The 24,728-nt window shown below is 65.6% G+C and carries 27 protein-coding genes and 1 riboswitch; of the genes, 17 read left to right on the top strand and 10 right to left on the bottom strand.

What is annotated here, in order from left to right:
* Nucleotides 1-151: 151 nt before the first annotated feature.
* Nucleotides 152-730: a GlcG/HbpS family heme-binding protein gene (locus tag QRM96_RS17645; protein ID WP_285320449.1), complete on the top strand. Its 579-nt coding sequence runs from the start codon at nucleotides 152-154 to the stop codon at nucleotides 728-730.
* A 29-nt stretch (nucleotides 731-759) separates the two neighbouring features.
* Here the strand turns inward: QRM96_RS17645 and QRM96_RS17640 are convergent, their stop codons facing one another.
* Genes QRM96_RS17640 through QRM96_RS17625 form a run of 4 tightly spaced genes read right to left on the bottom strand, consistent with a single transcriptional unit; the run spans nucleotide 760 to nucleotide 4,872 of the window.
* Nucleotides 760-1,953: an acetyl-CoA acetyltransferase gene (locus QRM96_RS17640; protein ID WP_285320448.1), complete on the bottom strand. Its 1,194-nt coding sequence runs from the start codon at nucleotides 1,951-1,953 to the stop codon at nucleotides 760-762.
* Nucleotides 1,950-2,621 (bottom strand): 3-oxoacid CoA-transferase subunit B, encoded by a 672-nt coding sequence (locus QRM96_RS17635; RefSeq protein ID WP_285320447.1) that lies wholly within the window; start codon nucleotides 2,619-2,621, stop codon nucleotides 1,950-1,952. The genes QRM96_RS17640 and QRM96_RS17635 overlap by 4 nt, the downstream gene beginning before the upstream one ends.
* Before the next feature lie 44 nt (nucleotides 2,622-2,665).
* Nucleotides 2,666-4,105 carry a short-chain fatty acid transporter gene (locus QRM96_RS17630; RefSeq protein WP_285320446.1) on the bottom strand — a complete coding sequence of 480 codons (1,440 nt, stop codon included), beginning with the start codon at nucleotides 4,103-4,105 and terminating at the stop codon, nucleotides 2,666-2,668.
* Between the two features lie 35 nt (nucleotides 4,106-4,140).
* Entirely contained in the window at nucleotides 4,141-4,872 is a 732-nt protein-coding gene (locus QRM96_RS17625; RefSeq protein WP_285320445.1) for a CoA transferase subunit A, read from the bottom strand.
* Nucleotides 4,873-5,040: 168 nt separating this feature from the next.
* Between QRM96_RS17625 and QRM96_RS17620 the strand changes: the two genes are divergently transcribed.
* Complete coding sequence (locus QRM96_RS17620; protein ID WP_043424350.1) at nucleotides 5,041-5,826, top strand: IclR family transcriptional regulator; 786 nt, start codon at nucleotides 5,041-5,043, stop codon at nucleotides 5,824-5,826.
* Here the strand turns inward: QRM96_RS17620 and nadE are convergent.
* Entirely contained in the window at nucleotides 5,823-6,677 is an 855-nt protein-coding gene (gene nadE, locus QRM96_RS17615) for an NAD(+) synthase (protein WP_018763118.1), read from the bottom strand. The two genes, QRM96_RS17620 and nadE, sit on opposite strands and share 4 nt — an antisense overlap.
* A gap of 75 nt (nucleotides 6,678-6,752) precedes the next feature.
* Between nadE and QRM96_RS17610 the strand changes: the two genes are divergently transcribed.
* A complete protein-coding gene (locus tag QRM96_RS17610; protein WP_285320444.1) occupies nucleotides 6,753-8,030 on the top strand; it encodes an FAD-dependent oxidoreductase in 1,278 nt (425 codons plus the stop codon).
* Nucleotides 8,031-8,040: 10 nt separating this feature from the next.
* A complete protein-coding gene (gene pyrE, locus QRM96_RS17605) occupies nucleotides 8,041-8,625 on the top strand; it encodes an orotate phosphoribosyltransferase (protein ID WP_285320443.1) in 585 nt (194 codons plus the stop codon).
* On the opposite strand, the gene QRM96_RS17600 is transcribed toward pyrE, so the two are convergent.
* Complete coding sequence (locus QRM96_RS17600) at nucleotides 8,622-9,335, bottom strand: flavin reductase family protein (RefSeq protein ID WP_285320442.1); 714 nt, start codon at nucleotides 9,333-9,335, stop codon at nucleotides 8,622-8,624. The genes pyrE and QRM96_RS17600 overlap by 4 nt on opposite strands.
* On the opposite strand from QRM96_RS17600, the gene QRM96_RS17595 reads away from it, so the two are divergent.
* From QRM96_RS17595 to QRM96_RS17580, 4 genes are all read left to right on the top strand, one after another.
* On the top strand, nucleotides 9,334-10,044 hold the full coding sequence (locus tag QRM96_RS17595) for an ArsR/SmtB family transcription factor (RefSeq protein ID WP_026264971.1): 711 nt from the start codon (nucleotides 9,334-9,336) through the stop codon (nucleotides 10,042-10,044). The genes QRM96_RS17600 and QRM96_RS17595 overlap by 2 nt on opposite strands.
* 62 nt (nucleotides 10,045-10,106) lie before the next feature.
* Nucleotides 10,107-10,853, top strand: coding sequence for a GAF and ANTAR domain-containing protein (locus tag QRM96_RS17590; protein WP_018763123.1), 747 nt, complete (start codon nucleotides 10,107-10,109; stop codon nucleotides 10,851-10,853).
* Between the two features lie 83 nt (nucleotides 10,854-10,936).
* Nucleotides 10,937-11,560 carry a hypothetical protein gene (locus tag QRM96_RS17585; RefSeq protein WP_018763124.1) on the top strand — a complete coding sequence of 208 codons (624 nt, stop codon included), beginning with the start codon at nucleotides 10,937-10,939 and terminating at the stop codon, nucleotides 11,558-11,560.
* A gap of 70 nt (nucleotides 11,561-11,630) precedes the next feature.
* Nucleotides 11,631-12,671 (top strand): alpha/beta fold hydrolase, encoded by a 1,041-nt coding sequence (locus tag QRM96_RS17580; RefSeq protein WP_109045856.1) that lies wholly within the window; start codon nucleotides 11,631-11,633, stop codon nucleotides 12,669-12,671.
* Here the strand turns inward: QRM96_RS17580 and QRM96_RS17575 are convergent.
* On the bottom strand, nucleotides 12,668-13,510 hold the full coding sequence (locus tag QRM96_RS17575; protein WP_018763126.1) for an HAD-IIA family hydrolase: 843 nt from the start codon (nucleotides 13,508-13,510) through the stop codon (nucleotides 12,668-12,670). The two genes, QRM96_RS17580 and QRM96_RS17575, sit on opposite strands and share 4 nt — an antisense overlap.
* A gap of 58 nt (nucleotides 13,511-13,568) precedes the next feature.
* On the opposite strand from QRM96_RS17575, the gene QRM96_RS17570 reads away from it, so the two are divergent.
* The 3 genes from QRM96_RS17570 to QRM96_RS17560 all read left to right on the top strand — a co-directional run bounded on the left by QRM96_RS17570 (nucleotide 13,569) and on the right by QRM96_RS17560 (nucleotide 15,787).
* Entirely contained in the window at nucleotides 13,569-14,225 is a 657-nt protein-coding gene (locus QRM96_RS17570; protein ID WP_018763127.1) for a TrmH family RNA methyltransferase, read from the top strand.
* Between the two features lie 122 nt (nucleotides 14,226-14,347).
* A complete protein-coding gene (fbaA, locus tag QRM96_RS17565) occupies nucleotides 14,348-15,367 on the top strand; it encodes a class II fructose-bisphosphate aldolase (protein ID WP_109045859.1) in 1,020 nt (339 codons plus the stop codon).
* Nucleotides 15,368-15,787 carry a DUF3151 domain-containing protein gene (locus tag QRM96_RS17560; protein ID WP_018763129.1) on the top strand — a complete coding sequence of 140 codons (420 nt, stop codon included), beginning with the start codon at nucleotides 15,368-15,370 and terminating at the stop codon, nucleotides 15,785-15,787.
* Nucleotides 15,788-15,869: 82 nt separating this feature from the next.
* Here QRM96_RS17560 and QRM96_RS17555 read toward each other — a convergent pair whose 3' ends face one another.
* Both QRM96_RS17555 and QRM96_RS17550 read right to left on the bottom strand, forming a co-directional pair.
* Nucleotides 15,870-16,502, bottom strand: coding sequence for a uracil-DNA glycosylase family protein (locus QRM96_RS17555; protein WP_018763130.1), 633 nt, complete (start codon nucleotides 16,500-16,502; stop codon nucleotides 15,870-15,872).
* Nucleotides 16,503-16,713: 211 nt separating this feature from the next.
* Complete coding sequence (locus QRM96_RS17550) at nucleotides 16,714-17,922, bottom strand: cobalamin-independent methionine synthase II family protein (protein ID WP_285320441.1); 1,209 nt, start codon at nucleotides 17,920-17,922, stop codon at nucleotides 16,714-16,716.
* A gap of 12 nt (nucleotides 17,923-17,934) precedes the next feature.
* A riboswitch (SAM riboswitch) is annotated at nucleotides 17,935-18,039 on the bottom strand.
* 221 nt (nucleotides 18,040-18,260) lie between these two features.
* Between QRM96_RS17550 and QRM96_RS17545 the strand changes: the two genes are divergently transcribed.
* The 6 genes from QRM96_RS17545 (at nucleotide 18,261) to QRM96_RS17520 (ending at nucleotide 23,669) form a co-directional block, all read left to right on the top strand.
* The gene (locus QRM96_RS17545; protein ID WP_285320440.1) at nucleotides 18,261-19,316 is read left to right on the top strand and encodes a M14 family zinc carboxypeptidase; all 1,056 of its coding nucleotides are present in this window, start codon (nucleotides 18,261-18,263) and stop codon (nucleotides 19,314-19,316) included.
* Nucleotides 19,317-19,545: 229 nt separating this feature from the next.
* Nucleotides 19,546-20,835 (top strand): adenylosuccinate synthase, encoded by a 1,290-nt coding sequence (locus tag QRM96_RS17540; RefSeq protein WP_018763137.1) that lies wholly within the window; start codon nucleotides 19,546-19,548, stop codon nucleotides 20,833-20,835.
* A 258-nt stretch (nucleotides 20,836-21,093) separates the two neighbouring features.
* The gene (locus QRM96_RS17535; protein WP_018763138.1) at nucleotides 21,094-21,459 is read left to right on the top strand and encodes a DUF1508 domain-containing protein; all 366 of its coding nucleotides are present in this window, start codon (nucleotides 21,094-21,096) and stop codon (nucleotides 21,457-21,459) included.
* Between the two features lie 271 nt (nucleotides 21,460-21,730).
* A complete protein-coding gene (locus QRM96_RS17530) occupies nucleotides 21,731-22,282 on the top strand; it encodes an RNA polymerase sigma factor (RefSeq protein WP_109045862.1) in 552 nt (183 codons plus the stop codon).
* A complete protein-coding gene (locus tag QRM96_RS17525; protein WP_285320439.1) occupies nucleotides 22,279-23,181 on the top strand; it encodes a hypothetical protein in 903 nt (300 codons plus the stop codon). The genes QRM96_RS17530 and QRM96_RS17525 overlap by 4 nt, the downstream gene beginning before the upstream one ends.
* Nucleotides 23,182-23,243: 62 nt before the next feature.
* Entirely contained in the window at nucleotides 23,244-23,669 is a 426-nt protein-coding gene (locus tag QRM96_RS17520; protein ID WP_285247308.1) for a CoA-binding protein, read from the top strand.
* On the opposite strand, the gene QRM96_RS17515 is transcribed toward QRM96_RS17520, so the two are convergent.
* Nucleotides 23,666-24,694: an isopenicillin N synthase family dioxygenase gene (locus QRM96_RS17515; protein WP_109045865.1), complete on the bottom strand. Its 1,029-nt coding sequence runs from the start codon at nucleotides 24,692-24,694 to the stop codon at nucleotides 23,666-23,668. The two genes, QRM96_RS17520 and QRM96_RS17515, sit on opposite strands and share 4 nt — an antisense overlap.
* Nucleotides 24,695-24,728 lie beyond the last annotated feature (34 nt).

The raw sequence follows: 24,728 nt of genomic DNA, 5'->3' as shown, positions 1-24,728 counted from the left end.
GCTAGGCGTCCCTGCCCTGGCTGCCCTCAGCCTTTTGGCTGATATGGCCGGCCTTTCGGGGTAGCCAGGAACAGCCCATCAACCGATGCCGCCCCAGGACGCGGCCGGAAGGATGGAACCCGGAAGCAGCACCCCAACCGAAGGAAGCATTATGAAGACGTCGCACAAAGCACTCACCGCCGCAGCAGCCGCAGCGATCCTGGCCACGGCCGGAGCGACGGTGGCCGCGAACGCCGGTACCGGCCGGGCGAACGGCGCGGAAGCTCCCGCCGTCGTACCGGCCGTTGATGTCCGGCCGGCTCCGGAAACAGTGGTGCAGCAGAACCGGATCACTGCCGGAGCGTCGGCCCAGGCCGTGACTGCGGCGCTCGCCAAATGCCAGGCAGACAAGCTGCCCTTCGTCACGGTGGCCGTCGTTGACCGCTTCGGCACGGTCCAGGCTGTGCTCCGGGGGGACAACGCCGCCGCCCACACCATTGAGGCCGCCAAGCAGAAGGCCTACACGGCCGCAGCCTTCGGTGCACCCACCAGCGAACTCGCCAAGCGCGTCAATGGCAATGGTCCCTCGATCGCCGACCTGCCGGGCACGCTGTTCCTGGCAGGCGGTGTCCCGTTGAAGGTCAATGGCGTTTCTGTTGCCGGCATCGGCGTGGGCGGGGCACCTGATGGCGCCCTGGATGAAGCTTGTGCCACCGCCGGCGCCGATGCTGTTGCGGGTGCCGCGAAGTAAGCAGGACGGGGCTGCCCCCGTGCGCTATGTCAGGTAGCCTCAAGGATGCTGACGTAGTTGGCGATGCCGACGCCGCCCATGTTCTGCACCGCAGCCCTGCGCGGGGCCGCCAGCTGCATATCGCCGGCGGTCCCGGTGAGCTGCATCGCAGCAAGCACATGCTGCGAGACTCCCGTGGCGCCCACCGGATGGCCCTTGGCCTTGAGTCCGCCGGAGACGTTGACCGGCAGCTTGCCGTCCTTGTACACCCAGCCTTCCTCAAGAGCCCGGGCGCCTTCGCCGGGGGCGGTCAGGCCCATGGCTTCGTACATGAGCAGTTCCGCGATGGTGAAGCAGTCATGGACTTCGGCCAGGTCCAGGTCTTCGAGCCCGACGCCGGCCATCGCCAGGGCGCGCTGCCAGGAGGCCCGGGTCGCCTCGAACGCCGTGGGGTCGCGGCGCTCGGTGGGGAAGAAGTCGTTGGCTTGGCCGAAGCCGGCAAGCCGTACCGGAGCCGTGGCACCGCCGGTGGGGGAGACAGACAGCACGACGGCGGCTGCACCGTCCGAGACGGGGGAGCAGTCGGTGCGGCGCAGCGGGTCGGCCACCATCGGGTTCTTGTCTGAGACGGTCCGGCAGAACTCCTCGCCAAGGTCCTTGCGGAGCTGGGCGTAGGGGTTGTCCACGCCGTTGCGGTGGTTCTTCGCTGCGATGCTGCCCAGTATGTCTCCCAGGCTGCCGGCGGCGTCGTAGCGCTTGGCGTAGTGTTTTGCCACCTCGGCGAAGAGCCCGGTGAAACCTGTGGTGGACTGTTTCCCGGCCATGTCGTAGTCCGCCCCGAGAAGCGCGGCGCCCACCACGTCTGCCCCGGCGTGGGTCATCTTTTCCGCGCCGATCACCAGGACCGTTTTTGCGGTACCGGCCAGCAGCGACTTGGTGCCCTGCTGGAAGGCGGCCGAGCCGGAAGCGCACGCGTTCTCCACACGGGTGGCCGGGACGTTGGCCAGGTCCGGGGAAACCTGCAGGGCCAGTGACGAGGGGAAGGCCAGCGGCATCATGCCGGCGTTGAACTGGCCCACGTAGACCTCGTCGATCTGCGACGGTTCGACGCCTGCGGTGCTGATGGCGTCCGTGGCCACCTGGACAATCAGCGATTCGAGGGTCTCGTCCGCCAGCTTGCCAAACCTGCTGTGCCCCCAGCCGGTGATCAGGACATCCTTGCCGAACTGGTCTTCCAGGCTCACGCTGCCACTTCCTCGTTCTCAAGCCGGACATCGAAGCCGGCGTCGGTCTTTTCCCGGATCTCCTCTTCGGTGACGCCTGGCGCCAGCCGGGTCAGCGTGAGCTGCCGTCCGCCGTCGCCCGTTTTGTAAAGGTCAAACACGGCGAGGTCGCTGATGATCCGGTCCACGCAGCTGAGCCCCGTCAGCGGGAGGGTGCATTGGCTGACGATCTTGGCGCTGCCGTCCTTGGCGTTGTGTTCGGTCAGGACCACCACGCGCGGTGTTCCGGCCACCAGGTCCATGGCGCCGCCCATGCCTTTGACCATCTTGCCCGGGATGGTCCAGTTGGCCAGGTCACCATCGCCGGAGACCTGCATGGCGCCCAGGATCGCCACCTTGACATGGCCCCCGCGGATCATGCCGAACGAAGTGGCGGAATCGAAGATGCTGCCGCCGGGCAACACCGTGACGGTCTGCTTGCCGGCGTTGATCAGGTCCGCGTCCTCTTCGCCCTCAAGCGGGAACGGCCCCATGCCCAGCAGCCCGTTCTCGCTCTGCAGCACCACCCGCACGCCCTCGGGCAGGTTGTTGGCCACCAGTGTGGGGATGCCGATCCCCAGGTTGACGTAGTCGCCGTCATTCAGTTCCCCGGCCGCAATCGCAGCCATCTCATCCCTGGTCCAGGCCATGGCGAAACTCCTTTTTCCTTCTCGCAGTATTCGGGTGTCTGTAGTCAGTTGGGTATTACCGGCGGCACGAATTCGAATGTCATTCCCAGCAGCCAGGCCAACAGCAGCACAACCGGCAGGTGGAACAGGAACTGCTGGAACGTGAAGCCCACCAGGTCCCGGGCGCGCAGGCCCAAGACGGCCAGCAGCGGCAGCATGAAGAACGGGTTGATGAGGTTGGGCAGGGCCTCGGCCATGTTGTAGATCTGCACGGTCCAGCCAAGGTTCATGTTTACGTCCGTCGCGGATTGCATGACGTAGGGTGCCTCGACCAGCCACTTGCCTCCGCCGGAAGGGACGAACATCCCCAGGAAGGCCGTGTAAAGGGCGATGATGACCGCGAACGCCCCGTTGCCGCCGATGCTGGTGAAGAAATGGGCCAGATGCTCGGACACCGAGAGGCCGCCCGCGCCCGTCGCCTTGGTGAGGATGGCCGCCATCGCCGCATAGAGCGGGAACTGGACCAAAATGCCTGCGGTTGCGGGCACGGCTTTGGTCACGGACTGGAGGAATTTGCGCGGGGTTCCGTGCAGCACAAGCCCCAGCATCAGGAAGACCAGCAGGTAGCCGTTCAGTGAACTGACCACGCTCAGGATGGGCAGGGTCAGGAGCTGGGACACCAGCCAGCCGAGGGTGAGCACCCCCGCCAGGATGGGCAGGACCCTGCTGTATTCGAGCCACTCGCCGGGGCGCGACTTTTCGGCCGGCGGTTCGGGCTGGTCATCAAGGTCGACGCCGAGGTCGGCCGCGGTTTTGACGGCGCCGCCCGTGGGGGCGGAGAAGTGGGCAATGACGGTGGTCAGCAGCATCAGGATGACCAGGGTCAGCAGGGACTGCCAGGTGAAGATGGTGGCGCCGAAGTCCAGGATGCCGGTGATCTTCAGGAGCGCTGGCGGAATGGAAGCCTTGGTTGCCTGGAGCTGGGCCGCGGAGGAGGACATCCCCAGCGCCCAGACTGCGCCCAGCCCCATGAACGCCGCCGCGCCGAGGGCCCGGTAGTCGACGTGCAGATCCCCCCGGCGGGCCACGGCACGCGCCAGGAGGCCGCCGAAGATCAGGCTCAAACCCCAGTTCACGAACGACACCGACATGGACATCACGGCAACAAAGCTGACGGCGGTCCGCGCGGAGCCGGGAACCTGGGCCAGGCGTTCAATCAGCCGGGCCACAGGGGGCGAGGTTGCCACGACGTAACCGGTCAGGACAACCATTGACATCTGGAGGGTGAAAGCGGTGAGGTCCCAGAATCCGTTGCCGAAGGAATCCACCACGGCTTTGGGCGAAGCGCCTGCCGCCAACGCTGCGACGGCGACGAGCAGCACCCCTGCCAAGGCGAAGATGTACGCGTCAGGGAACCATTTCTGTGTCCATCCGGCCAGCCTCTCCGCCATCCGGGCCAGGCCTTTCTGGCGGATATCGAGGTCATCGGGTTGCGTGGTGGTCATAAGGTGGTGCTCTCCCTTGAGTTCCCGGCCACGGCTCAGACGGCCAGCGTTTCGGCGCCGGCAGCCACAGTGCGCTGGCGTGCCGTCCGCTGCTCGATGTCCTTTACCCGGGCCGTGGCCTGGACCAACCGCTGGACAAAGACCCCGGGGGTGACGATGTGGTTCGGGTCCAGTTCGCCGGGGGAGACGATGACCTCCGCTTCGGCGATGGTGAGGACCGCTGCGGTGGCCACCACCGGGTTGAAGTTCCGGGCAGTGAAACGGTAGGTGAGGTTGCCGTCCGTGTCCGCGGTGTGCGCGTGGACCAGTGCGACGTCGGCCTTGATGGCGCGCTCCTGGACGAAAGTCTCGCCGTCGAACACCTCATGCGGCTTGCCCTCGGCCACCAGGGTGCCCACACCTGTTTTGGTGTAGAACGCCGGAATGCCGGCGCCGGCGGCGCGGAGGCGTTCCGCCAGTGTTCCCTGCGGGGTGAACTCAACCTCGAGTTTCCCTGCGAGGTACTGCTCCGCGAAGAGCTTGTTCTCGCCAACGTAGGAGGCGATGACCTTGCGGACCTGGCCGGCTTCGATCAGGATGCCCAGGCCCTTGCCGTCCACGCCCATGTTGTTCGAGACGACGGTGAGGTCCTTGACGCCGGAGCCGCGCACGGCTTCGATCAGGTCAGCGGGGATGCCGCTGAGGCCAAAGCCGCCCACGGCGAGGGTCATCCCGTCCCGCAGCGCGCCCGCCAGGGCTGCGATGGCAGAAGGCTGGAGTTTGTTCATGACGTCTCCTCGTTGAGAGCAGTAAACGTCCACTTAGTGGACGCAGGATCTGCTTCCGGAGACTACGGGCGGCTCATTGAACCTGTCAAGGAAACAATGCCAGGGAATTACAGTGTGGACGATATGCTCGAACGTATCCATATTGTGGACATTAGGAGGTTTGTGGCCATGACGCCGGTGCAGGGCGCCCAGGTGGTGACGCGGATTGCCGGGCTGCTGCGGCTGGTAGGTCGAAGCGCGGAGGGCATGCCGCTGGCCGGGCTGGTGCGCGAATCAGGACTCACCCGCCCCACGGTCCACCGACTCCTTTCCTCCCTTGCCGCTGAAGGCCTGCTGGACCACGATCCCACCACCGGCAACTGGGTGCTCGGCCCGGAGGTGCTGCTCATGGGGTCCGTGGCCGCGGCACGCTTTCCGATGGAAGACATTGCCCGCCCCAGCCTTCGACGTCTTGCCGAGGCCACGGGGGAGAGCGCCTTCTTTTCGATCCGGCGTGGCGCTGAGACGGTCTGCCTGCTGCGCGAGGAAGGAAGTTTCCCCGTGCGTTCCTTCGTCCTGCACGAGGGCGTGCGGTTCCCGCTGGGTGTTGCGTCGGCCGGCACGGCCATCCTGGCCTTCCTGCCGGAAAGCGAGCAGGAGGAACTGCTGGACCGGTGGACTGACCACGCGGGGGCATTCGCGGCAAACCACACCGCCGCCTTGGTCCGGAAAAACCTTGCCCGCACGCGGCTGGCCGGCTACTCGGTAAACCCCGGGCTGGTCCTGGAGGGAAGCTGGGGGATGGGTGCGGCGGTGTTCGACCGATCCGGCAAGCCGGCCTGGGCCTTGTCGTTGACCGGCATCGAGCCGCGCTTCAAACCCGAACGGCAGGAGGAACTTGGTGGCCTGCTGATGGCGGAGGCGCACCGGATTACGCAGCAGCTGGGCGGCGCGGACAGGCGGCGTACCCGCTAGAGTCCGGCGCGGGGCTCCTCCGGGCCCTGGTCCTTCCACCAGGTGTCAAAGATGGTCACCGGAACCGTGCGCTTGTGCCGGGTGCGGAGGAACTTCTGTTCGATCGATTCGGCCACTGTTTCCGGAACGTCGCGGCCTTCGAGGTAGTCGTCGATCTGGTCGTAGCTGATGCCGAGTTCGTCTTCGTCAGTACGGCCAGGACGGTCATCGAGGAGGTCGGCGGTGGGCACCTTCTCCCAGATGCGGGCCGGCGCTCCCAGCTCGGCCAGCAGGGCCCTGTTCTGCCGCTTGTTGAGGCCGAACAGGGGCAGGATGTCCGCGCCGCCGTCGCCGTACTTGGTGAAGAAGCCGGTCACGGATTCGGCGCCGTGGTCTGTGCCGATCACCAGGTAGTTGAATTCCCCAGCCAGTGCGTACTGGGCGATCATGCGGGTGCGGGCCTTCGTGTTGCCCTTGTGGAAATCGGAAATCTCCGAGCCCACCGTTTTTTCGAACTCGTCCTCGAAACCGTCAACCGCTGCGGAGATGTTGAAGGTCCACTCGGTCTTGGCCTTGATGAAGTCCAGGGCTGCCTGCGCGTCATCCTCATCATGCTGCACGCCGTACGGCAGCCGTACAGCCACGAAGTTCGCTTCCACGCCCTCGGCCTGGAGTTCCTCCACCGCCAGCTGCGCAAGGCGCCCGGCCAAGGAGGAATCCAGCCCGCCGGAAATGCCCAGGACGAAGCCCTTGGTATGCGTTGCCTTCAGGTATTCCTTCAGGAATGTGACGCGCTTGCGCACCTCCCCTGCGGGGTCGATCCGGGGCAGAACGCCCATTTCTTCAATGATCTTGGCCTGGAGTTCGCGCATGTGGTCCAGCCTAGCCAGCGCTGTCAACAACCCTCAACTGTTCCGGACGCGCGGCGCCCGGCGTAGCGTAACTGCATGGAACGGACGGGGTGTGCAGTGGTAGGCGGTGGCCCGGCGGGAATGATGCTCGGCCTGTTGCTGGCCAGGGCCGGGGTGGACGTGGTTGTCCTGGAAAAACACGGCGACTTCCTGCGGGATTTCCGCGGCGACACGGTGCATGCTTCCACGATCCGGCTGATGGACGAGCTGGGCCTTGGCCCCGGATTCCGTGCCCTGCCGCAGAGCCGCCTGCAAAATGTGGCATTCCCGGTGCCGGGCGCCGGCCTGGTTACCCTGGCTGACTTCGACTCCTTGAAACCCCCGTACAACTATGTGGCCATGATGCCGCAGTGGGACTTCCTGGATTTCCTTGCATCCGCCGCCAAGGCTGAACCGACATTCACGCTCCTGATGGAATGCGAAGCCACAGGATTGGAGTTCGACGACCGCGGACGCGTCACCGGGGTGCGCTACCGGTCCGCCGGCGATACCGCGGCCGGCGGGGAGCAGGTGCTTCACGCCGACGTGGTGGTGGCGGCTGATGGCCGGCAGTCGGTGCTGCGCCGGGCCGCGGGGTTGTCCCCGAAGGAGTATCCGGTGCCGTTTGATGTGTGGTGGTTCAAACTTCCGCGCCGGACGCCAGGAAGGACTGGGGCGGCCGGGGTGGTCCCGGCCATAGGTGACCGGGAAGCCATGATTGCACTGAACCGCACTGACTATTACCAGATGGGCTACCTCGCCCCGAAGGGCGCGGACGCCAGGATCCGGGCCGAAGGCGTGGAGCGGTTCCGCCGACGGGTGGCCGCACTCCGACCCGACCTGGCGGACACCGTCGGTTCGATCAGCGGTGTGGAAGACCTGCACTGGCTCGATGTCAGGCTGAACCGCCTGCGCCGGTGGTATGCCGGCGGTTTCCTCTGCATCGGGGATGCCGCGCATGCCATGTCCCCCGCCGGGGGCGTAGGAATCAACCTGGCCATCCAGGACGCGGTGGCAGCGGCGAAGCGGCTGGCGCCGGACCTGCGCCGCGGACAGGTGCGCACCGCCACCCTTGCTGCGGTCCAGCGCCGCCGCTGGATGCCCACCGTGGTGGTGCAAACCGTGCAGCGGATCATGCACCGGGCCGTGTTCGTTCCGTTGTTCGCCGGGAAATTTCCTTCAGCCGATGCAGCCGGAAACACGTCCAGGCTCCGCCAGGCGCTGCTGTTCGCTATCAGGCACAACCCGGTCTTGAGGCGGATCCTGCCCCGGGTCATCGCTTTCGGTCCGCTTCCGGAGCACGCGCCAGGCTTTGCCCGCCCGCTCACCCACTAAACTGGAGCCCATGACTTCGCCCACTCACGCTGCGCCTGACGCTGCCGCTGCCCGCGCCCGACTGCTCGAACTGATCAAGGAACTCGCCGTTGTCCGCGGCAAGGTGATCCTTTCCAGCGGGGCCGAGGCCGACTACTACATCGACCTGCGCAGGATCACCCTGCACCACGAAGCCTCCAAGCTGGTGGGCCAGGTGATGTTGGCCCTGGCTGACGACGCCGGGATCGACTTTGAGTGCGCAGGCGGGCTCACCATGGGCGCAGACCCGGTCGGTACCGCGGTGATGCACGCCGCGGTTGACGCAGGCCGGTCCGTCGACGCTTTCGTGGTCCGCAAAGCCCAGAAGTCTTACGGCATGGGCCGCCAGGTGGAGGGCCCGTCCGTCGAAGGTCGGAAGGTGCTGGTCCTGGAGGATACGTCCACCACCGGAGGGTCGGCGCTGACGGCAGTGGAAGGCGTGCGGAAGGCTAGGGGGAACGTTGTGGCCGTTGCCGTGATCGTTGACCGCGACACCGGCGCCAAGGAGAAGATCGAGGCTGAAACGGGTGTTCCCTACCTGTTCGCGTTTGGCAAGGACGAGCTTGGCCTTGCCTAGTACCCGGTAAGGGCGGCCGCAGGGCGCTGCCCTGGACGTCCGGCCGGCTCCGGCAGCCGCTGCTCCGCCCTGGTGTTGGATCCAAAGTGGTGGCCCTGCCCGAAATAGTGGCGGAACGTATAGAACAGCGGTTGCCATGCGCCGACGTCCACATGTCGTGCGTCGAGGGCAAGGTCCTCCCTGACGTGGACTTTGCGCACCCGGACGTGCACGGCCTCCATATCCGTGTCCAGGGCCAGACTGTTTTCCAGCGTTGCCTCAATGTGGACGGGGCATTCGGCGATCCGGAGCGGCGAAACTTCCATGCTCGGAAGGCTCGTCCAGCCGGTAAGGGCCCATTTGTCGGGTACGTACCGGTACAGCCGCTTCTTCTGGGGCGGTACCGGGTCCATTCCAGTAGTCATGGCAATCTTCTCTATTTTCCCGGCCAGACGCGCCTCCGGAAGGTTGAGTACAACTTCGCGGCTCCGCATCAAATTCGCGTGGCCCTGGTTGGCGGTGCCGAGCCCCAGGACGTAGTGGTCCCCCAGGGACCATGCAGAGGATATGGGTGTGATGTTCGTGCTGCCATCGGGGTTCGCGGTGGTCAAAAGGACAACGAGGGAGCCAAAGTAGTGGGCGCCCGGGGTGATGGCGGTGAACATGCCCCAATAGTCGCCCCTCAACAGTTTGGTGCCGGTCAAACCATCTCCGTGGAAGTATTGGAGCATGGCACCACTCTGGGCAGATGACTTGGCTTTGACGGCACGGGCCATGGCTGAGGAGTCGAGGGCCAGGATGCTGATCTCCCTCATGGACGCGCGGGCATGGACCGCGGCGGAACTGGCGGAGAGCGCTGGCATCACCCGCGGGACCGCCACGGTGCACCTTAACAAACTCACTGACGCGGGGTTAGTCGAGGACGTCCGCCAGGGGCGGCACAGGTATGTGAGGCTGAAAAACCGGAACGTGGCCGACGCGGTGGAGGCGCTGGTCCGGCTGAGCCCGCATGCAGAACCCGTGGTGCCCCGGTCCTTCCGGGCTCAGAAACATAACCATGAACTGCAACAGGGCCGGACCTGTTACCGCCACCTGGCCGGGGCCCTCGGAGTTGCAGTGACCCGGACTTGGCTGGACAAAGGGCTCCTCTCATCCGACTGGACGGTTACTGGCAACGGCCGGGCCTGGGCCCGGGACGTTGGGATGCCGTTACCGGAGAACCCCACCCGTGCGCTGGCACGGCCATGCCTGGACTGGACCGAACGGGTAGACCACGCGGCCGGACTTTTTGCCGAACTGTTCGCAGCAGGCGCGCTGGACCGGGGCTGGTTGATCCGTGGCTCGCACCCGCGGTCCGTCCGACTGACCGCCTTCGGCTCCGAAGAATTGCGTCGGTTCGGACTGGGGTCCGCACTTGGTCAGGGCCAGCGGGTGACCTAATATTTGCCTTATCACCCTTCAGTTGCTTGGAGACCATACACTTGCCCACCCAAGAACAACCTTTGAGCGCTACCGACAAGGTCCAGAACCTGATTCTGGACAGCGCTGACTTTGAGGACTTCCTCAACGAGCTTGCGCGGTTTTCCGCGCACCAGATGGCAGGCGACGGCGACGACGCCCTGTGCGGAATCACACTGCTCCGTGACCGGAAGGCAGCCACGATCGGCTGGAGCAGTGACTCGGCCCGGGAAGTGGATGAAATCCAGTACTCCCTGTCCCAAGGGCCGTGCCTTACCGCGGCAAAGGACGAACGTGAGGTCTATGTTCCGGACCTTTTCGAGGAGGACCGGTGGGGGCCGGACTACGCCAACGCTGTTGCGTCCCACGGGCTGCGTTCGGTGCTTTCCCTGCCCTTCAACCTGCAGGGCGAGGCCAAGGCTGCCTTGAACCTCTATTCCGACGTCCCGCACAAGTTCGATGGCGGGGCGGCTGCCCGTGCGCGGGACTTCACCAGGGAGATTTCGCAGGCACTGCGCCTCGCGGTCAGGTTCTCACTGCATGCGGACAGCGCCTCAAATCTCCGCGCCACCCTGGAATCGCGGACCATCATCGACATCGCCATTGGCATTGTCATGGCGCAAAACCGCTGCAGCCAGGCGGCCGCCGTCGAAATCCTCACGGAGGCGTCCAGCAACAGCAACACCAAGTTGCGCGACATCGCCAGGTCGCTGGTGGATTCCGTCGGCGGGGCAGGCGCGCACACCCACTACCAGGAGCCGGGAAGCGTCAGGCCGGGCCAGAGCGCCTGAGGGACGGCTTGTGCGGGGCTCCCGCTGGAGGTTACGCTTGCGGAGGTTGAGCCGTCGGCCATAGAACCTCTTTTGGAGTACCTATGGACCGCGCGCTTGACGCACTAGTTGACCTCGATGTCTCAGCTGACATCGTCCGGATTGAAGTCCGGGGAACCCTTCGCCACGACACCCGTGCGGAACTCGTCCACATCATTCGACGCGTCCGGCGGATGGGCCTGCGTTGCCGCATTTGTGTTGATCTTTCGCAGGCTGCCCTCATCGAATCATCGGCGCTCGCCGGGTTGCGCGCCGACCTGAACGCCATGGACACCAACTCCCTGCCGGGCCTTCCCTCCGCCGGGGTGACCCTCCAGCTTGTCACCGCCAGTTACGACCGCAATGCCGACGGCCCGTCGACCACCCAACCGCTCCTCATGGACGACGATGTCACGGAGTTGTTCACCGGCGGCGGTGATTTTGCCGAGGGACTCCCTCAGTTGCCGGTGATTTTCTTCGAAGTACTCTACGGCCGCCCGCTGACGGAGTACTCGGACGAAGAACTGCTCCACGCCAGCGATTCCGTCTTCGCCCTGCTGGATAACCCGCAGGCGTTCGACGGCGCGGACCTGCTGGGCCGCTACAACGACATCGGCCTGGAAATCGCCCGCCGGCAGCAAAAACCCCAGGCTCCGTTCCCCGCCACGGAGGGCCAGGCGGCCAGCTGACCGCCGCGTCGCGGAATGGTTACATACCGGTCCTTGCGGCGTTTACTTCAGGTGTGCTTACGGTAGGGGTGTGCCGTATGAGGGGGAGACAGGTCCGCAACACCGGCGCGGGGTCCCCCAGGCCCGGCTGCTGGCGGAGGCGGCTGCCCTTAAGCGCTTTTCCCGCCGGACGTTCCTCGCCGGTGCCGGGGCCTCCGGGTTGCTCGCTGCGGACATGCTGCTGACCCGTGAAGTGCAATCGCAGCGCCAAACCACAAAGATCCTGCCTGTTGCGGATGATTTCGCCGATGCCTACTACCCGGACGCCTGCTGGTTCCTCTTCCCCGGGTACAAAACCAGCTGGGAAGAGGCCCAGTGGATCCTCAACACCCTCCGCGGCTCGCTGAACAAGCGCGCCCGGCTCGCCGCCGTCGGGTATTCCAACCTGGGCCTGGATGTCACTGACGTGGTCCGCGCGATCTCCGAGTACGTCGCGGTGGAGAAAATCACCAAACTGTTCTTCTACGGGCACAGCTTCGGCGGCATGCTGGCCACCCAGGTGGCCGCCCGGCTCCTTGCCGTGGCAGGCATCCAGGTGCAGTTCATCCTGCTGGACTCAAGCCCCTACAGTGCGCATGATGTCCTGGACCAGAGCTGGTTCGACGGCGTGGTGTTCCTGTACGAGCGCGGCTTCAGGTTCCCGTCCACCCTCCGCGGCGGCTACGAACTTGGAGAGCGGATCATCCACAAGGACGAACGGAGCTGGCGCCAGATCCTGGACCAGACGCTCGAACAACTTTCGCCGATCGCCCCCTCCAGTGTGCTCATCCAGACCGAGTCGGCGTACATCTACCACTTCGAGGGCAGCCAGTTCGCGGGCCAGCTTGGAACGGCCAAGATGGCCTATGTCGGCAACCCGAAGGACCAGACCGTCGACTACGAAACGGCCTCGGAGACCTGGGCCGTGGCGTTCAAGGACAACATGGTCTCCAGCGGCCTGCAAACCATCGGGGCCGCGCCGGCCCACGCCAGCCCCGGCTGGAACCCGCAAATCTACCGGCCCCTCCTGACGGAGCTGCTGGATGAATACTTCCCCTTGCCCCGGGGCGGCTCCCGGGTGAGTATCTTCTAGATCTGGTTCTTCAGGTCCGCCACGGAGTTCAGCACCTGGTTGGGCCGGAACGGGTAGGCCGCAATATCGTCCTTGTGCGTGATGCCGCTGAGCACCAGCACCGTGTGCAGGCCCGCCTCCATGCCGGCGATGATGTCCGTGTCCATCCGGTCACCGATCATGGCGGTGGTTTCGGAGTGCGCGTCGATCTGGTTCATGGCAGAACGGAACATCATGGGGTTCGGCTTGCCCACAATGTACGGCTCGCGGCCGGTGGCCTTGGTGATCAGGGCGGCAATGGCGCCGGTAGCGGGCATGGGGCCGTCCTTGGACGGGCCGGTGGCATCCGGGTTGGTGGCGATGAACCGCGCCCCGCCCAGGATCAGCCGGATGGCCATGGTGATGGCCTCGAAGGAGTACGTCCGCGTCTCGCCGAGCACTACGAAGTCCGGATCCTGGTCGGTGAGGATGAAGCCCGCCTCGTGCAGCGCCGTCGTCAGACCCGCCTCGCCGATGGTGTAGGCGCGGTTTCCGGATTCCGAGCCGCGCACCTGGTCCTTCAGGAACTGGGCCGTGGCCAGCGCCGAGGTCCAGATGTTTTCCTCCGGGATCTCCAAACCGGAGGAGCGCAGGCGGGCAGCGAGGTCGCGCGGGGTGAAGATCGAATTGTTGGTCAGCACCAGGAACCGCTTGGACGTATCCACCCAGCGCTGGATCAGCTCGGCAGCGCCCGGAATCGGCTGGTTCTCGTGGACCAGGACGCCGTCCATGTCCGTCAGCCAGCATTCAATTTCCTGGCCGCTGCGGTAAACCGCGGGGTTTCCTGCTGCCTGGACTTCTTCTGCCACGTCTACCTCCACCGGTGATGAATGCTCCAGTGGTCCAGTCTAGTGTTGAAGGGTGAATCAAACGCCCGGGATGACCGACGAACCCAACCACGAGCCCGGGGACGCCGAACCCGCCAAGGCCGAGGTCGGCGTCGGGCCCTGGGAAGGCGAATGGCCGGAAGGCGACCACTGGGACCCTGACCTCCTGGCGGACGGGGACCGGCGCAACGTGCTGGACAAGTACCGCTACTGGAAACACGAGGCGATTGTTGCGGAGCTGGACTCGCGGCGGCATAACTTCCACGTGGCCATCGAAAACTGGCAGCACGACCTCAACATCGGCACGGTGGTGCGCACCGCCAACGCCTTCCTCGCCAAAGAGGTCCACATCATCGGCCGACGGCGGTGGAACCGGCGCGGTGCCATGGTCACCGACCGCTACCAGCACGTACGCCACCACCCCACCGTGGCGGATTTCGTCCAGTGGGCGAACGGGGAGGGGCTCGCCATCATCGGGATCGACATCTTCCCGGACTCCGTCCCGCTGGAGACCTACGAGCTGCCCCGGGACTGCGTGCTGGTGTTCGGACAGGAAGGCCCGGGCTTGACGCCGGAGGTCCACGAGGCAGCCGTCGCCACCCTGTCCATCGAGCAGTTTGGCTCCACCCGGTCCATTAACGCCGCCTCCGCAGCCGCCATCGCCATGCACGCCTGGGTCCGCAGGCACGTCTTCGGCCAGCAGGTCTGAGTATTACCAACCCGTGACCCGAAACACCCGGCCTGCCCGGGAATGGCTAGGATGGTGCCTAGCCGTAAGCGGTCTACTTGAGGGTCATCCACCCACAGACGAAACTCAGCAGAGGAGCCAGCATGCCCATTGCAACCCCAGAGATCTACGCCGAGATGATCGACCGCGCGAAGGCGGGCGGATTCGCCTTCCCCGCCGTCAACGTCACGTCCTCGCAGACGCTGAACGCGGCACTGCGAGGCTTCGCGGAGGCGGAGTCCGACGGCATCGTGCAGGTCTCCACCGGCGGCGCCGCCTACTGGTCCGGCGCGTCCACCAAGGACATGGTTGCCGGCTCCCTGGGTTTCGCAGCCTTCGCCCGCGAAGTTGCCAAGAACTACAACGTCAACATCGCCCTGCACACGGACCACTGCCCCAAGGACAAGCTGGACGGCTTTGTCCTGCCGCTGCTTGAGGCTTCCGAGGCCGAGGTCAAGGCCGGCCGCAACCCGCTCTTCAACTCCCACATGTGGGACGGCTCCGCCGAAACCCTGCAGGAGAACCTGCGCATTGCCCGCGACCTGCTCCAGCGCACGGCTGCCGCCAAGATGATCCTCGAGGTGGAGATCGGCACGGTCGGCGGCGAGGAAGACGGCGTCGAAAACGCCATCAATGACAAGCTTTACACCACGGTCGAGGACGCCCTGGCCACCATCGACGCCCTGGGCGCCGGCGAAAACGGCCGCTACATCACCGCACTGACCTTCGGCAACGTCCACGGCGTGTACAAGCCCGGCGGCGTCAAGCTGCGCCCGGAGATCCTCAAGGACATCCAGGCCCAGGTGGGCGCGAAGATCGGCAAGGACAACCCGTTCGACCTCGTGTTCCACGGCGGCTCCGGATCCTCTGACCAGGAAATCGCCGACGCCGTCTCCTACGGGGTTATCAAGATGAACATCGACACCGACACCCAGTACGCCTACACCCGCCCGGTGGCCGACCACATGTTCAAGAACTACGACGGCGTCCTGAAGGTTGATGGCGAAGTGGGCAACAAGAAGACCTACGACCCCCGCGTCTGGGGCGCTTCCGCCGAAGCCGGCCTGGCGGCCCGCGTGGTGGAAGCCACCAAGCAGCTCGGTTCGGCCGGAAAGACGTTCTAGATGTCGGATGAGTTCCGCAAGAACCTGATGGGACCTGAGCCCACGCTCCTGCCTGCCGAGACCGAGGTCAATGCGCAGCTGGAAGCCGGGCACGAGGCCCTGGACCTGGTGGAAAAGCACCCCACGTCCTCACTGTTGTGGGCGATCCTGGCTGAGGAAGCGTGGACCGAGGGCCGGACCATCGACTCCTACGCGTACGCCCGAGTGGGCTACCACCGCGGACTGGACGCGCTGCGCCGCAACGGTTGGCGCGGCGTCGGGCCCATCCCGTGGGAGCACGAGCCGAACCGCGGGTTCCTCCGTGCGCTTTACTCGCTGGGCAGGGCTTCGTCGGCTATTGGGGAAGCGGACGAGCCGGAGCGGATCGAGAAGTTCCTGAACGACTCCGATCCCGCGGCGAAGGCAGCCATCGAGGGCTAGATACGACTAATTACGACGACGGCAGGTCACCTTCCCAGCGAAGGTGACCTGCCGTCGTCGGTGGTTGAGCCGCGTCGAAACCCTAGGCCTGGTGGGCGATGCCGGTGCGTGCCATGGCATCGGCGTACGCCGTGTGCATGTCCGCGAGGAACTCCTCCTGGCGGGCCGGTGAACCGGCGAAGGCGCGGCCACTCAGGGAGCGGACCTTGTAGGTCTTGAGGCCGCGGCGCCACAGCAGCGGGACTTCGGTCTTCAGCAGCAGGTTGGCCAGGCGGTTTGCCTCCGTGCCGTGCGCCACGATCACGGAGGCGCGGGGGACCAGGGCGAGGAACTTCAGCAGCGGCTTCAAACCTGCCTGCACCTGGTCCGGGGTGAATTTTCCGTTGGCCTCCCCCGGGACGTGCCACGGGTGGACGTTCCAGGGCATCACGAATTCCGGGCGCAGGCCCAGCTTCCACTGGATGCCCAGCATGCGGGTCGCGGCGTCCTGGTCACCGGCAGTGATGAAACCGGACTGGTCCATCTCGCCAATATTGGAGTACAGGCTGATGATGCGGCATTCCTCAACATCGTGCATGGGGTCCACGTAGGGCACCACGGTTCCGGGCTTCGCTTCCTGCAGGGAATCGCACAGCTCGTTGACAGCGGCAACGCTGGGCTCGTAACGGCGGCTCATGAGCTGTTCGTGGAATGTTTCGGGGGCCAGTGCGGTCATGAAGGGCTGGTTCTCCTGCGGGGATTGATGTTGCGTCCACCGCCGAAAATGGGCGCACGGTGGCGCAGCTCATCAACGGTGGTTAGTTGGGGTGGGCCGATTCCGGGTCGGCCTTTGCCAGTTTACCAAGCCCGGAGAAACGAAACGCCGGTCCAGCGCACCTCATTCATGGCGCAGTGGACCGGCGGTCATTCCCGGAAGGGGCGGATAACTACCAGAGGCGCACGGTGGCGCGGCGGGCGCCCTCGCCAAGAGCCTCCAGCTTGGCGAATGCGATCTGCGGATGCACCCGGCCGCCCAGGCCGCAGTCGGTGGATGCGATGACGTTCTCGCGTCCCACCAGCTTGGCGAAGCGGACAATCCGGTCCGCCACCAGGTCCGGGTGCTCCACCACATTGGTGGCGTGGGAGACGACGCCGGGAATGATCACTTTGCCCTCAGGAAGGGTGGTGTCCTCCCAGACACGCCATTCGTGCTCGTGGCGGACATTGGCCGCCTCGAAGGAGTACGCGCCGGCGTTGACCTGCAGCACTGAGCCGATGATGTCGGCGAATGGGATGTCCGTAGTGTGCGGACCATGCCAGGAGCCCCAGCAAACGTGCAGCCGGACCTGTTCCTGCGGAAGGTCCCGCAAGGCCCAGTTGGTGGCCTCGACGCGCAGCTGGATGAACTTCAGGTAGTCCTCCAGGGACGGCTCCGGGTTGATCTGGTCCCAGCTCTCGGCCAGGGACGGATCGTCGAGCTGGACCGTCAGGCCGGCGTCGATGATGGCTTTGTATTCCTCGCGCATCGCATCGGCGCAGGCGTAGACGAGCTCCTCATCGTTCTTGTAGTACTCATTGGCGACGCGGGCGCAGGAACCGGGGGAGAGGGACGCCACGAATCCTTCGCTGAGGCCTGCCGCGGCGAGCCCGGTCTTCAGGTTCTTGATGTCCGAAGCCACCAGGTCATGGCCGGTATATGTCAGGGGCCCGGCGATCTTGGGTTGGGACACGCTCTTCCGGTGCGCCAAGATCCCGGAGGAGGGATCGCTGTACGCCTCATTGAACGCCTGCCGGTCCCGCCGGTCGGGGAAGGACGTCAGGACAACGTTTCCGGGGGACGACCGCCGGACTTCGGCTTCAGCCCACCGGTCCACGGTGGTCGGCTCCAGGCCGCCGAGCCGGGCGAAGGAGTAGTTCCACCAGGCCCCGTAGTCCACGGAGTTGGACATCGTATGCCCGTACTCGCCGTCGTTGGGGATATCGATGCCCAGGTCCTTCTGGCGCTGGACCACGCCCACAACGGAGTCTTCCAGGAGCTCCAGGAACGCCGGGGTGATCCCGTCGGATTCCTTTGCGGTGTTGGCTGCGATGAGTTCATCGGTGCGAGGCAGGGACCCGGCGTGGGTGGCGCGAATATGGTCGGTGTTGAGGGGCATGCTGGAATCTTCCTTCCATCGGTCCTGGCAGTAGCACCTTCGGCCGGCAGCTTTCCTGCCGGACCGTGGTTGCTGCGGCGTCATTGAGCCAGGTCTCTCAGCCGCTCCGGATGGTCCACTCTTACCTAAATCCATGAACCGCCCGTGGGCAAATGCGGTTCAGAATACGGCGGATCAGTGTTGGGCGGTGGCGCTCCCCGGCAATAGCCCAACCCGTTCCCAGGTTTTGTCCAGTCTATTGACAGCTTTCGTCAAGCTTGGTTGGCTGTCTGTCACGGGCCGTAATGGGGAACATGGCGGCTGAACGCACCCGATGCACTCGAAAGAGGTAACGCACTGTGACGAAATCTTTGAGGACCCTTGCCGTATCCGGCGCGCTGGCGCTGGCCGTCTTCGCCGGGTCCGCCCCGATGGCCCACGCAGTTGGCGAAGGCCCGAACTACGGCGGCAACGGCCAGATCACCACCAGCAAGCTGGCTACGTACAGTCAGATGGTCTCCTTCCTGAAGGACCAGGACGCCAAGCAACCGGCCATGGAGCTGGAAGTGATCGGCCAGACGGTCAAGGGCCGCGATATCCACCTGGTCAAATACATCTCTGACCCGGCCAAGCCCACCATCCTCTACCTGACCCAGCAGCATGGCAACGAACAGCTCACCACCGAGGGCGCCATGGAATTCGTCAAGCACCTGGGCACGGGCAAGTCGTCCGGCATCCTGGACGGCGTCAATATCCTGATCGTGCCCATGCTCAATGCCGACGGCGCCATGGGGGACGTGAATTTTTCCTTGGACGACTACCTCGCCAAAGGCGACCGCCACCTGACGCGTTACAACGCAGAGGGCGTGGACCTGAACCGGGACCACGTGGCCAAGGTCCAGCCGGAGACCCAGGCGCTGCACAGCAACGTGATGCGCAAGTACCGCGTCGATTACATGATCGACCTGCACCACCAGGGCACCCGCGCTGAACGCGACGGCAAGCTGGTGTCCGGGTCAATCCTGTACCCCACCACCCCGAACGCCGATCCCGCCGTTGTCGAGAAATCCAAGCGGCTTGGTGCCGTGGTTTTCAACAACGTGGACTCCACCGGCTGGGGCCACCTGGGCAAGTACCAGGGCGGCAGTGCGGAGACCATCAGCCGCAACGGCATCTCCGTGGAATACGGCATTGCCACCCTGCTTTTCGAGATGCGCGGCATGTCGGACCACTACTTGGACGGCTACGCGCTGGGGCAGCGGAGCAACGGCTACCTGATCAAGCAGACGGTCACCACCCTGACCTCCACCGCCGCGGCGATCGCGGACGGTTCCATTGCCGACGCCGACACCTCCTTCTGGGACACTCTCGCCGAACAGACGTCCCGGCCGGCCGGGGAAGCCGAGGACGAGTAAGGGACCAGGCCCGCCGCAGTCCCTTGCGGGGCCGCGGCGGGCCCATCGAGTGGACAAAGTGCCTGATCCGCTAAACTTGGGTGGTAAGAGCCCCGGAACTCTTGCATCGCTGAGCCGCCCCGCGGTCCGGCGATGGCCGGTCTGTTCGGGGCATTCTCATGAACGGCGCTGCGCAGGTCCGCTCCCCGCGGCCGGACCCGGGCAGCCCGAACGAATGGGGGAGGATCCCATGCCAGCAATTGTGATCGTAGGAGCCCAGTGGGGCGACGAAGGAAAAGGCAAGGCCACCGACCTTCTGGGCGGCCGTGTTGACTACGTCGTCAAGCCCAACGGCGGGAACAACGCCGGGCACACCGTCGTCGTAGGCGGTGAAAAGTACGAACTCAAACTGCTGCCCGCAGGCATTCTCAGCCCCAACGCGGTGCCCATCATCGGCAATGGCTGTGTGGTGAACCTCGAAGCCCTTTTCCAGGAGATCGACGGACTCCAGGCCCGCGGCGCCGATACCTCGCGGCTCCGCGTGTCCGCCAACGCCCACCTGGTGGCCCCCTACCACCAGGTGCTGGACAAGGTGACCGAACGTTTCCTCGGCAGCCGCGCCATCGGAACCACCGGCCGCGGCATTGGCCCCGCCTACATGGACAAGGTGGCCAGGCTGGGCATCCGTGTCCAGGACGTCTTCGACGAATCCATCCTCCGCCAGAAGGTGGAAGGCTCGCTGCGCCAGAAGAACGAGCTCCTGGTCAAGGTCTACAACCGCCGCAGCGTTGTGGTGGACGAGATCGTTGATTACTTCCTGTCCTTCGCCGACCGCCTCCGCCCGCTGGTCATCGACAGCACCCTGGTCCTTAACACCGCCCTGGACGAGGGTAAGGTGGTCCTGATGGAAGGCGGCCAGGCCACGTTCCTGGACGTGGACCACGGCACCTACCCATTCGTGACCTCCTCCAACCCCACCGCCGGCGGCGCGTCCGTGGGCTCGGGCATCGGCCCTACCCGGATCTCCCGCTCGATCGGCATCATCAAGGCCTACACCACCCGCGTTGGGGCCGGACCGTTCCCCACCGAGCTCTTCGACGAGATGGGGATGTACCTGCAGAAGACCGGCGGTGAGTTCGGCGTCAATACCGGCCGCCCGCGCCGCTGCGGCTGGTACGACGCCGTCCTGGCCCGCCACGCCTCCCGCGTGAACGGCTTCACGGACTACTTCGTCACCAAGCTGGACGTGCTCACCGGCATCGAGCAGATCCCTGTGTGCGTGGCCTACGACGTGGACGGCGTCCGCCACGATGAGATGCCCATGACGCAGACCGAGTTCCACCACGCCAAGCCCATCTTCGAATACTTCGAGGGCTGGACCGAGGACATCACCGGCGCCCGCACCCTCGCGGACCTCCCGGAAAACGCCAGGAACTACGTGCTGGCGCTGGAGAAGCTGTCCGGCACCCGGTTCTCCGCTATTGGCGTTGGCCCGGACCGGGACCAGACCATCGTGGTGAACGACCTCATCAACGACTGACACGTCCCTCCGGAATAGGGTAGACGACGGCGGCGGGCCACCCATTGCGGGTGGGCCGCCGCCGGCGTTTGGGGGCGTGGGCAGTAATTTACACAGGCTTAACGCAGCTGGTCTTGTACCCCTGCAGCCGCGGCGGCCAGACTCGTTAACACCATTTGAACTGATCAGCGGACGGTCCCACTATGCGTTTGGCGGTGCAGGGATGCACCCAGCGAAGAGCCGTCGCCGGTCGAAAACACCAGACCGGAAGGACATGCCGTGGCAGGAAACATTGAAGTCTTTCTTGATCCGGAGCTGCTCTACAGGTTCCGGCTGCTGGGGCCCGATGGGTCGGTCATGGCCGTCTCGCAAGGATTCGAGGACAAGGCGGCGGTAGCTGCCGGTATCGCGGCCGTTCGTGAATGTGCGGGGACGGGCCTGGTCACCGATCTCAGCCCCGCCGGGGCAGTCTCCCGTCCCGCCGCTGTACCCGCAGCCGCCGGCGTCGCCGCTCCTGGCGACCTGCCCGTCGTCGTACCGGCGTGTGATGACCGGCGGCTGCCGGTGAGGCTGCACGCCTATGCATTGGCGAAAACAACGCGCAGGCAGGCCGCGCCGCGTTGGGCCAGCGCAGCCACCCGTTGAGGACGGGATGAATAAAATCAAAAAAACTTTCACAAGGGCGTAACCCTTCGGAAGTCCGCAGCGATTACCCCTGTGAAGTGCCGGTCTGGAACCTGTCCCCCATCACGTTCCAGGCCGGCTCTTTTGATCTCTTGGCAAGGCCGCACGCGGGCGGAGTTCCGTGGCGCTCACCGGTCGGGAAGGTTACTGAAGGGTAAAGTAGGACCAGCGTTCCGGATTCCCGTGAGACGCTTCCCTTGCCGACGCCCTTTTGATTGAAAGCTCCACGTCAGTGACCGATGCACAGACAGATGCGGCCCCGGACCACGCCGTCCCCGGGCCTGCTGCCTTCAGCCTCGTCTACAAAACGTACGCATCACAAGTCCTGGGCTATCTTGCCGCCCGGGGAGTCGACGATCCGGAGGCGGCCATGCAGGAAGTGTTCCTTTCCGTCCTGCCCCGCCTCGACACCGTGCGGGGAGGCGAAGCGGGGCTGCGGACCTTCATCTTCAGCGTTGCCCATGCCCGGATGGTGGACGATCGCCGGCGCCAAAGCCGTCACCCGGTAAAGCTGCCGTTCGAGCCCGAGCTCGACCAGCGCGAAGACACCTCCGCCGAAAAGGAAGCCCTGCGCAACATCTCGCCCGGCGAAGTCCTGGAACTCTTGTCCGGGCTGCCCCAAGACCAGCGCGAAGCGCTCTCACTTCGCCTCGTGGCCGGCCTGACCGTGGAACAGGCGGCGGAGGCCATGGACAAGAGCCCCGGGTCCGTGAAGCAGCTCCAGCGCCGTGCGCTGCTGAAACTCCGGGAGCTGGCGTCAGTGAAGGAGTACCTCGCGCCATGACACCACCATCAGGCAACCTCGTGTCCCTTGTCGACGACATGCTCCGGGACGCCGGCTGCGGCGATGACCCGGAACTTCGCGACGTCCTGCTTTCGCTCGGTTCGCTGGCTTCGCTGCCCGCTCCGGCACCCAGTGCGGAGCTTGCCGCCTTGCTGGCACCAGCCGCCGGCACGCCGGTGGCGGGAGGCGCCTTGGAAGACCCTCCTGCCGGGGAGCAGCCCGCCAATGACCTCGCGCGCCGTCGGCGGCGCCACCGCCCGACCGCCCTGGGCCTGGTCCTGGTGGCCGGAATGGGATTGGGGGTTGGCGGGGTTGCCGCCAGCTCCTCCGCACCCGGAAGTGAAACAGTGCAGCACGTGCTGGCTGACTGGACTCCACCGTGGGGCGCGCCGTCCACCACCAATGCTTCGGCCGCAGGAGGCGGCTACCGGTCCCCGGTCCCCGCCGCCGATGGGGAAGTCCCGGGCACGGTTTCGTCACCTTCACCCGCCGCGGCCGCACCCGGCAGAAGCCACGCGACCCGCCTTTTGGAGGACGCTGCCGGAGCGACGGGCCCTGGGGCCGTGCGAAGCTGCGGCGGAGCTTCCATGCACGACGACGGCGGCAGGCCGGTAGCCTGCGTGCCGGACAGGCTGGGGGCTGCTTTTCCCGCCGCGCCGGGAGGCGGGACGGACGGGAACGGCCGCGGCCGGGACGACGGCGGCGCACCACCGGCGGCAGGCGCCACGCCTCCGGGGACGCCGGCAGCAGGCAAGCCGGAGGCGCCCGCGGCGAAGGCTCCGGCAGTGGGCCAGGACGGCCCCGGTGCAGCCACGCCCAAGGCGGCTGATGCGCCGGGACCAGTGGGCCAGTCGCCGGGCCAGGGCAGCGGCAGGAAGGCTGAATCCCCGGCGAAGTAGTCAGCGGGCGCAGCCGGTGCCTGGCATCAACGGCTCCGGAGAGTGCGGCGTAGGCTGATCGCATGGGCCACACCAACGATCCCGCAGTCATTGAACGCCTCATGCGCACCAAAGGGCGGTGGGCCATCGTGGGCCTGACCACCAATGAGTGGCGGGCCGCCTACGATACGTCGCTGTTCATCCGGGACAAGCTCGGCATGGAAATCATCCCCGTCAACCTGCCCGGCGAACCTGTCCATGGCGAGACCGGGTACCGCACCCTCGCTGACATTCCGGCGGAAAAGCGGCCTATCGACGTCGTGGACTGCTTCGTGAACTCGCAGCGGGTGGGTGACGTGGTGGACCAAGCCATCGCCACCGGCGCCAAAGCCGTATGGCTGCAGCTGGGGGTGATCGACGAAGCCGCCGCGGAACGCGCCAAGGCGGCGGGCCTGGACGTGGTGATGAACGCCTGCCCGGCCCAATTGGCCTGGAAGTACAACCTCTAGCGCTTCATCAGCTCCGGATAGTGCCGCTCGGTGACGTCCGGATGGGCGCGCATGCGTCCTTTGAGCATGTTCATGCCAAAGGACGCCAACAGGGGGTTGGCGGGATCATCAGTGATGCCCCGTGCCGCGGCCTTCAGCTCCGGAGCCAGGGGGACCGGCTGGATCACTGCGTCCAGCCGGGGCGACCAGAAGAACGGTACCGAGTAGCGGTCGACGCCAGGAGGCGGCGCCTGGACCCGGTGGATGGTGGCCGCAAGGTACCCCTCGGTGGCTACCTCCAGCATCTCGCCCAGGTTCACCACCAGGGCCCCCGGCAGCGGTTCCACCGGCAGCCAGCGGCTGGTACCAGGGGGCAGCACTTCAAGGCCGCCCACATTGTCCTGCAGCAACAGGGTTACGAAGCCGTAGTCGGCATGCGAGCCCACGCCCTGGTCGCCGGCGGCTTCCACCACACCGCCCACGTAGTGCACCAGCTTGCCCATCCAGGCGGGGGCATCGCGGAATGGTTCGTCGAAGTAGTCTTCGGGAAGTTGCAGCGAAACGGCAATGGCCCTGAGCAGTTCCATGCCCACACCGGACATCAGCGCGGCCCACTCCATGGCGGCCGGCCGGAGTTCGGGGAACGCCTCTCCGGGCCAGAGATTGGGGCCCTGTAAAAGCCAGTACGGCTGGTCTGCCGGAACCTCCGGAACCGGCTCGCGGTCCGGCGAATAATCGATCTGTTCCCGGGCGTCCGCGCGCCCCTGGGTGACTTCGGTACCCATCCGCGTGTAGCCGCGGAAGTGCGGTGACAAACGGTTGTCCAGCTTCATCCGTTCGTCCAGCGGCAGGTTGAAGAAACGCCGGATGATGTCCAGAAGCTGTTCGGCCTGCCCTGGCCTGCCCCCGTATCCCGTGATTTGGAAGAACCCGACATTGTGGGTGGCGTGCCGCAGTTGTTCGATGAATTCCGGGCTGAAAGAGCCGTCCGCCTGCCGTGCGGAATGCAGGTCCAGAACAGGTATGGGGCCCTGGTCGAGTGACATGCTCGCAGACTAGCACCGCGCAGTCCGGCTTTAT

Source organism: Pseudarthrobacter sp. lyk4-40-TYG-27 (assembly GCF_030209295.1).
GTDB lineage: Bacteria > Actinomycetota > Actinomycetes > Actinomycetales > Micrococcaceae > Arthrobacter.
The sequence above is the reverse complement of the archived record's forward strand: the minus strand, read 5'-3'. Positions and strand labels throughout refer to the sequence as shown.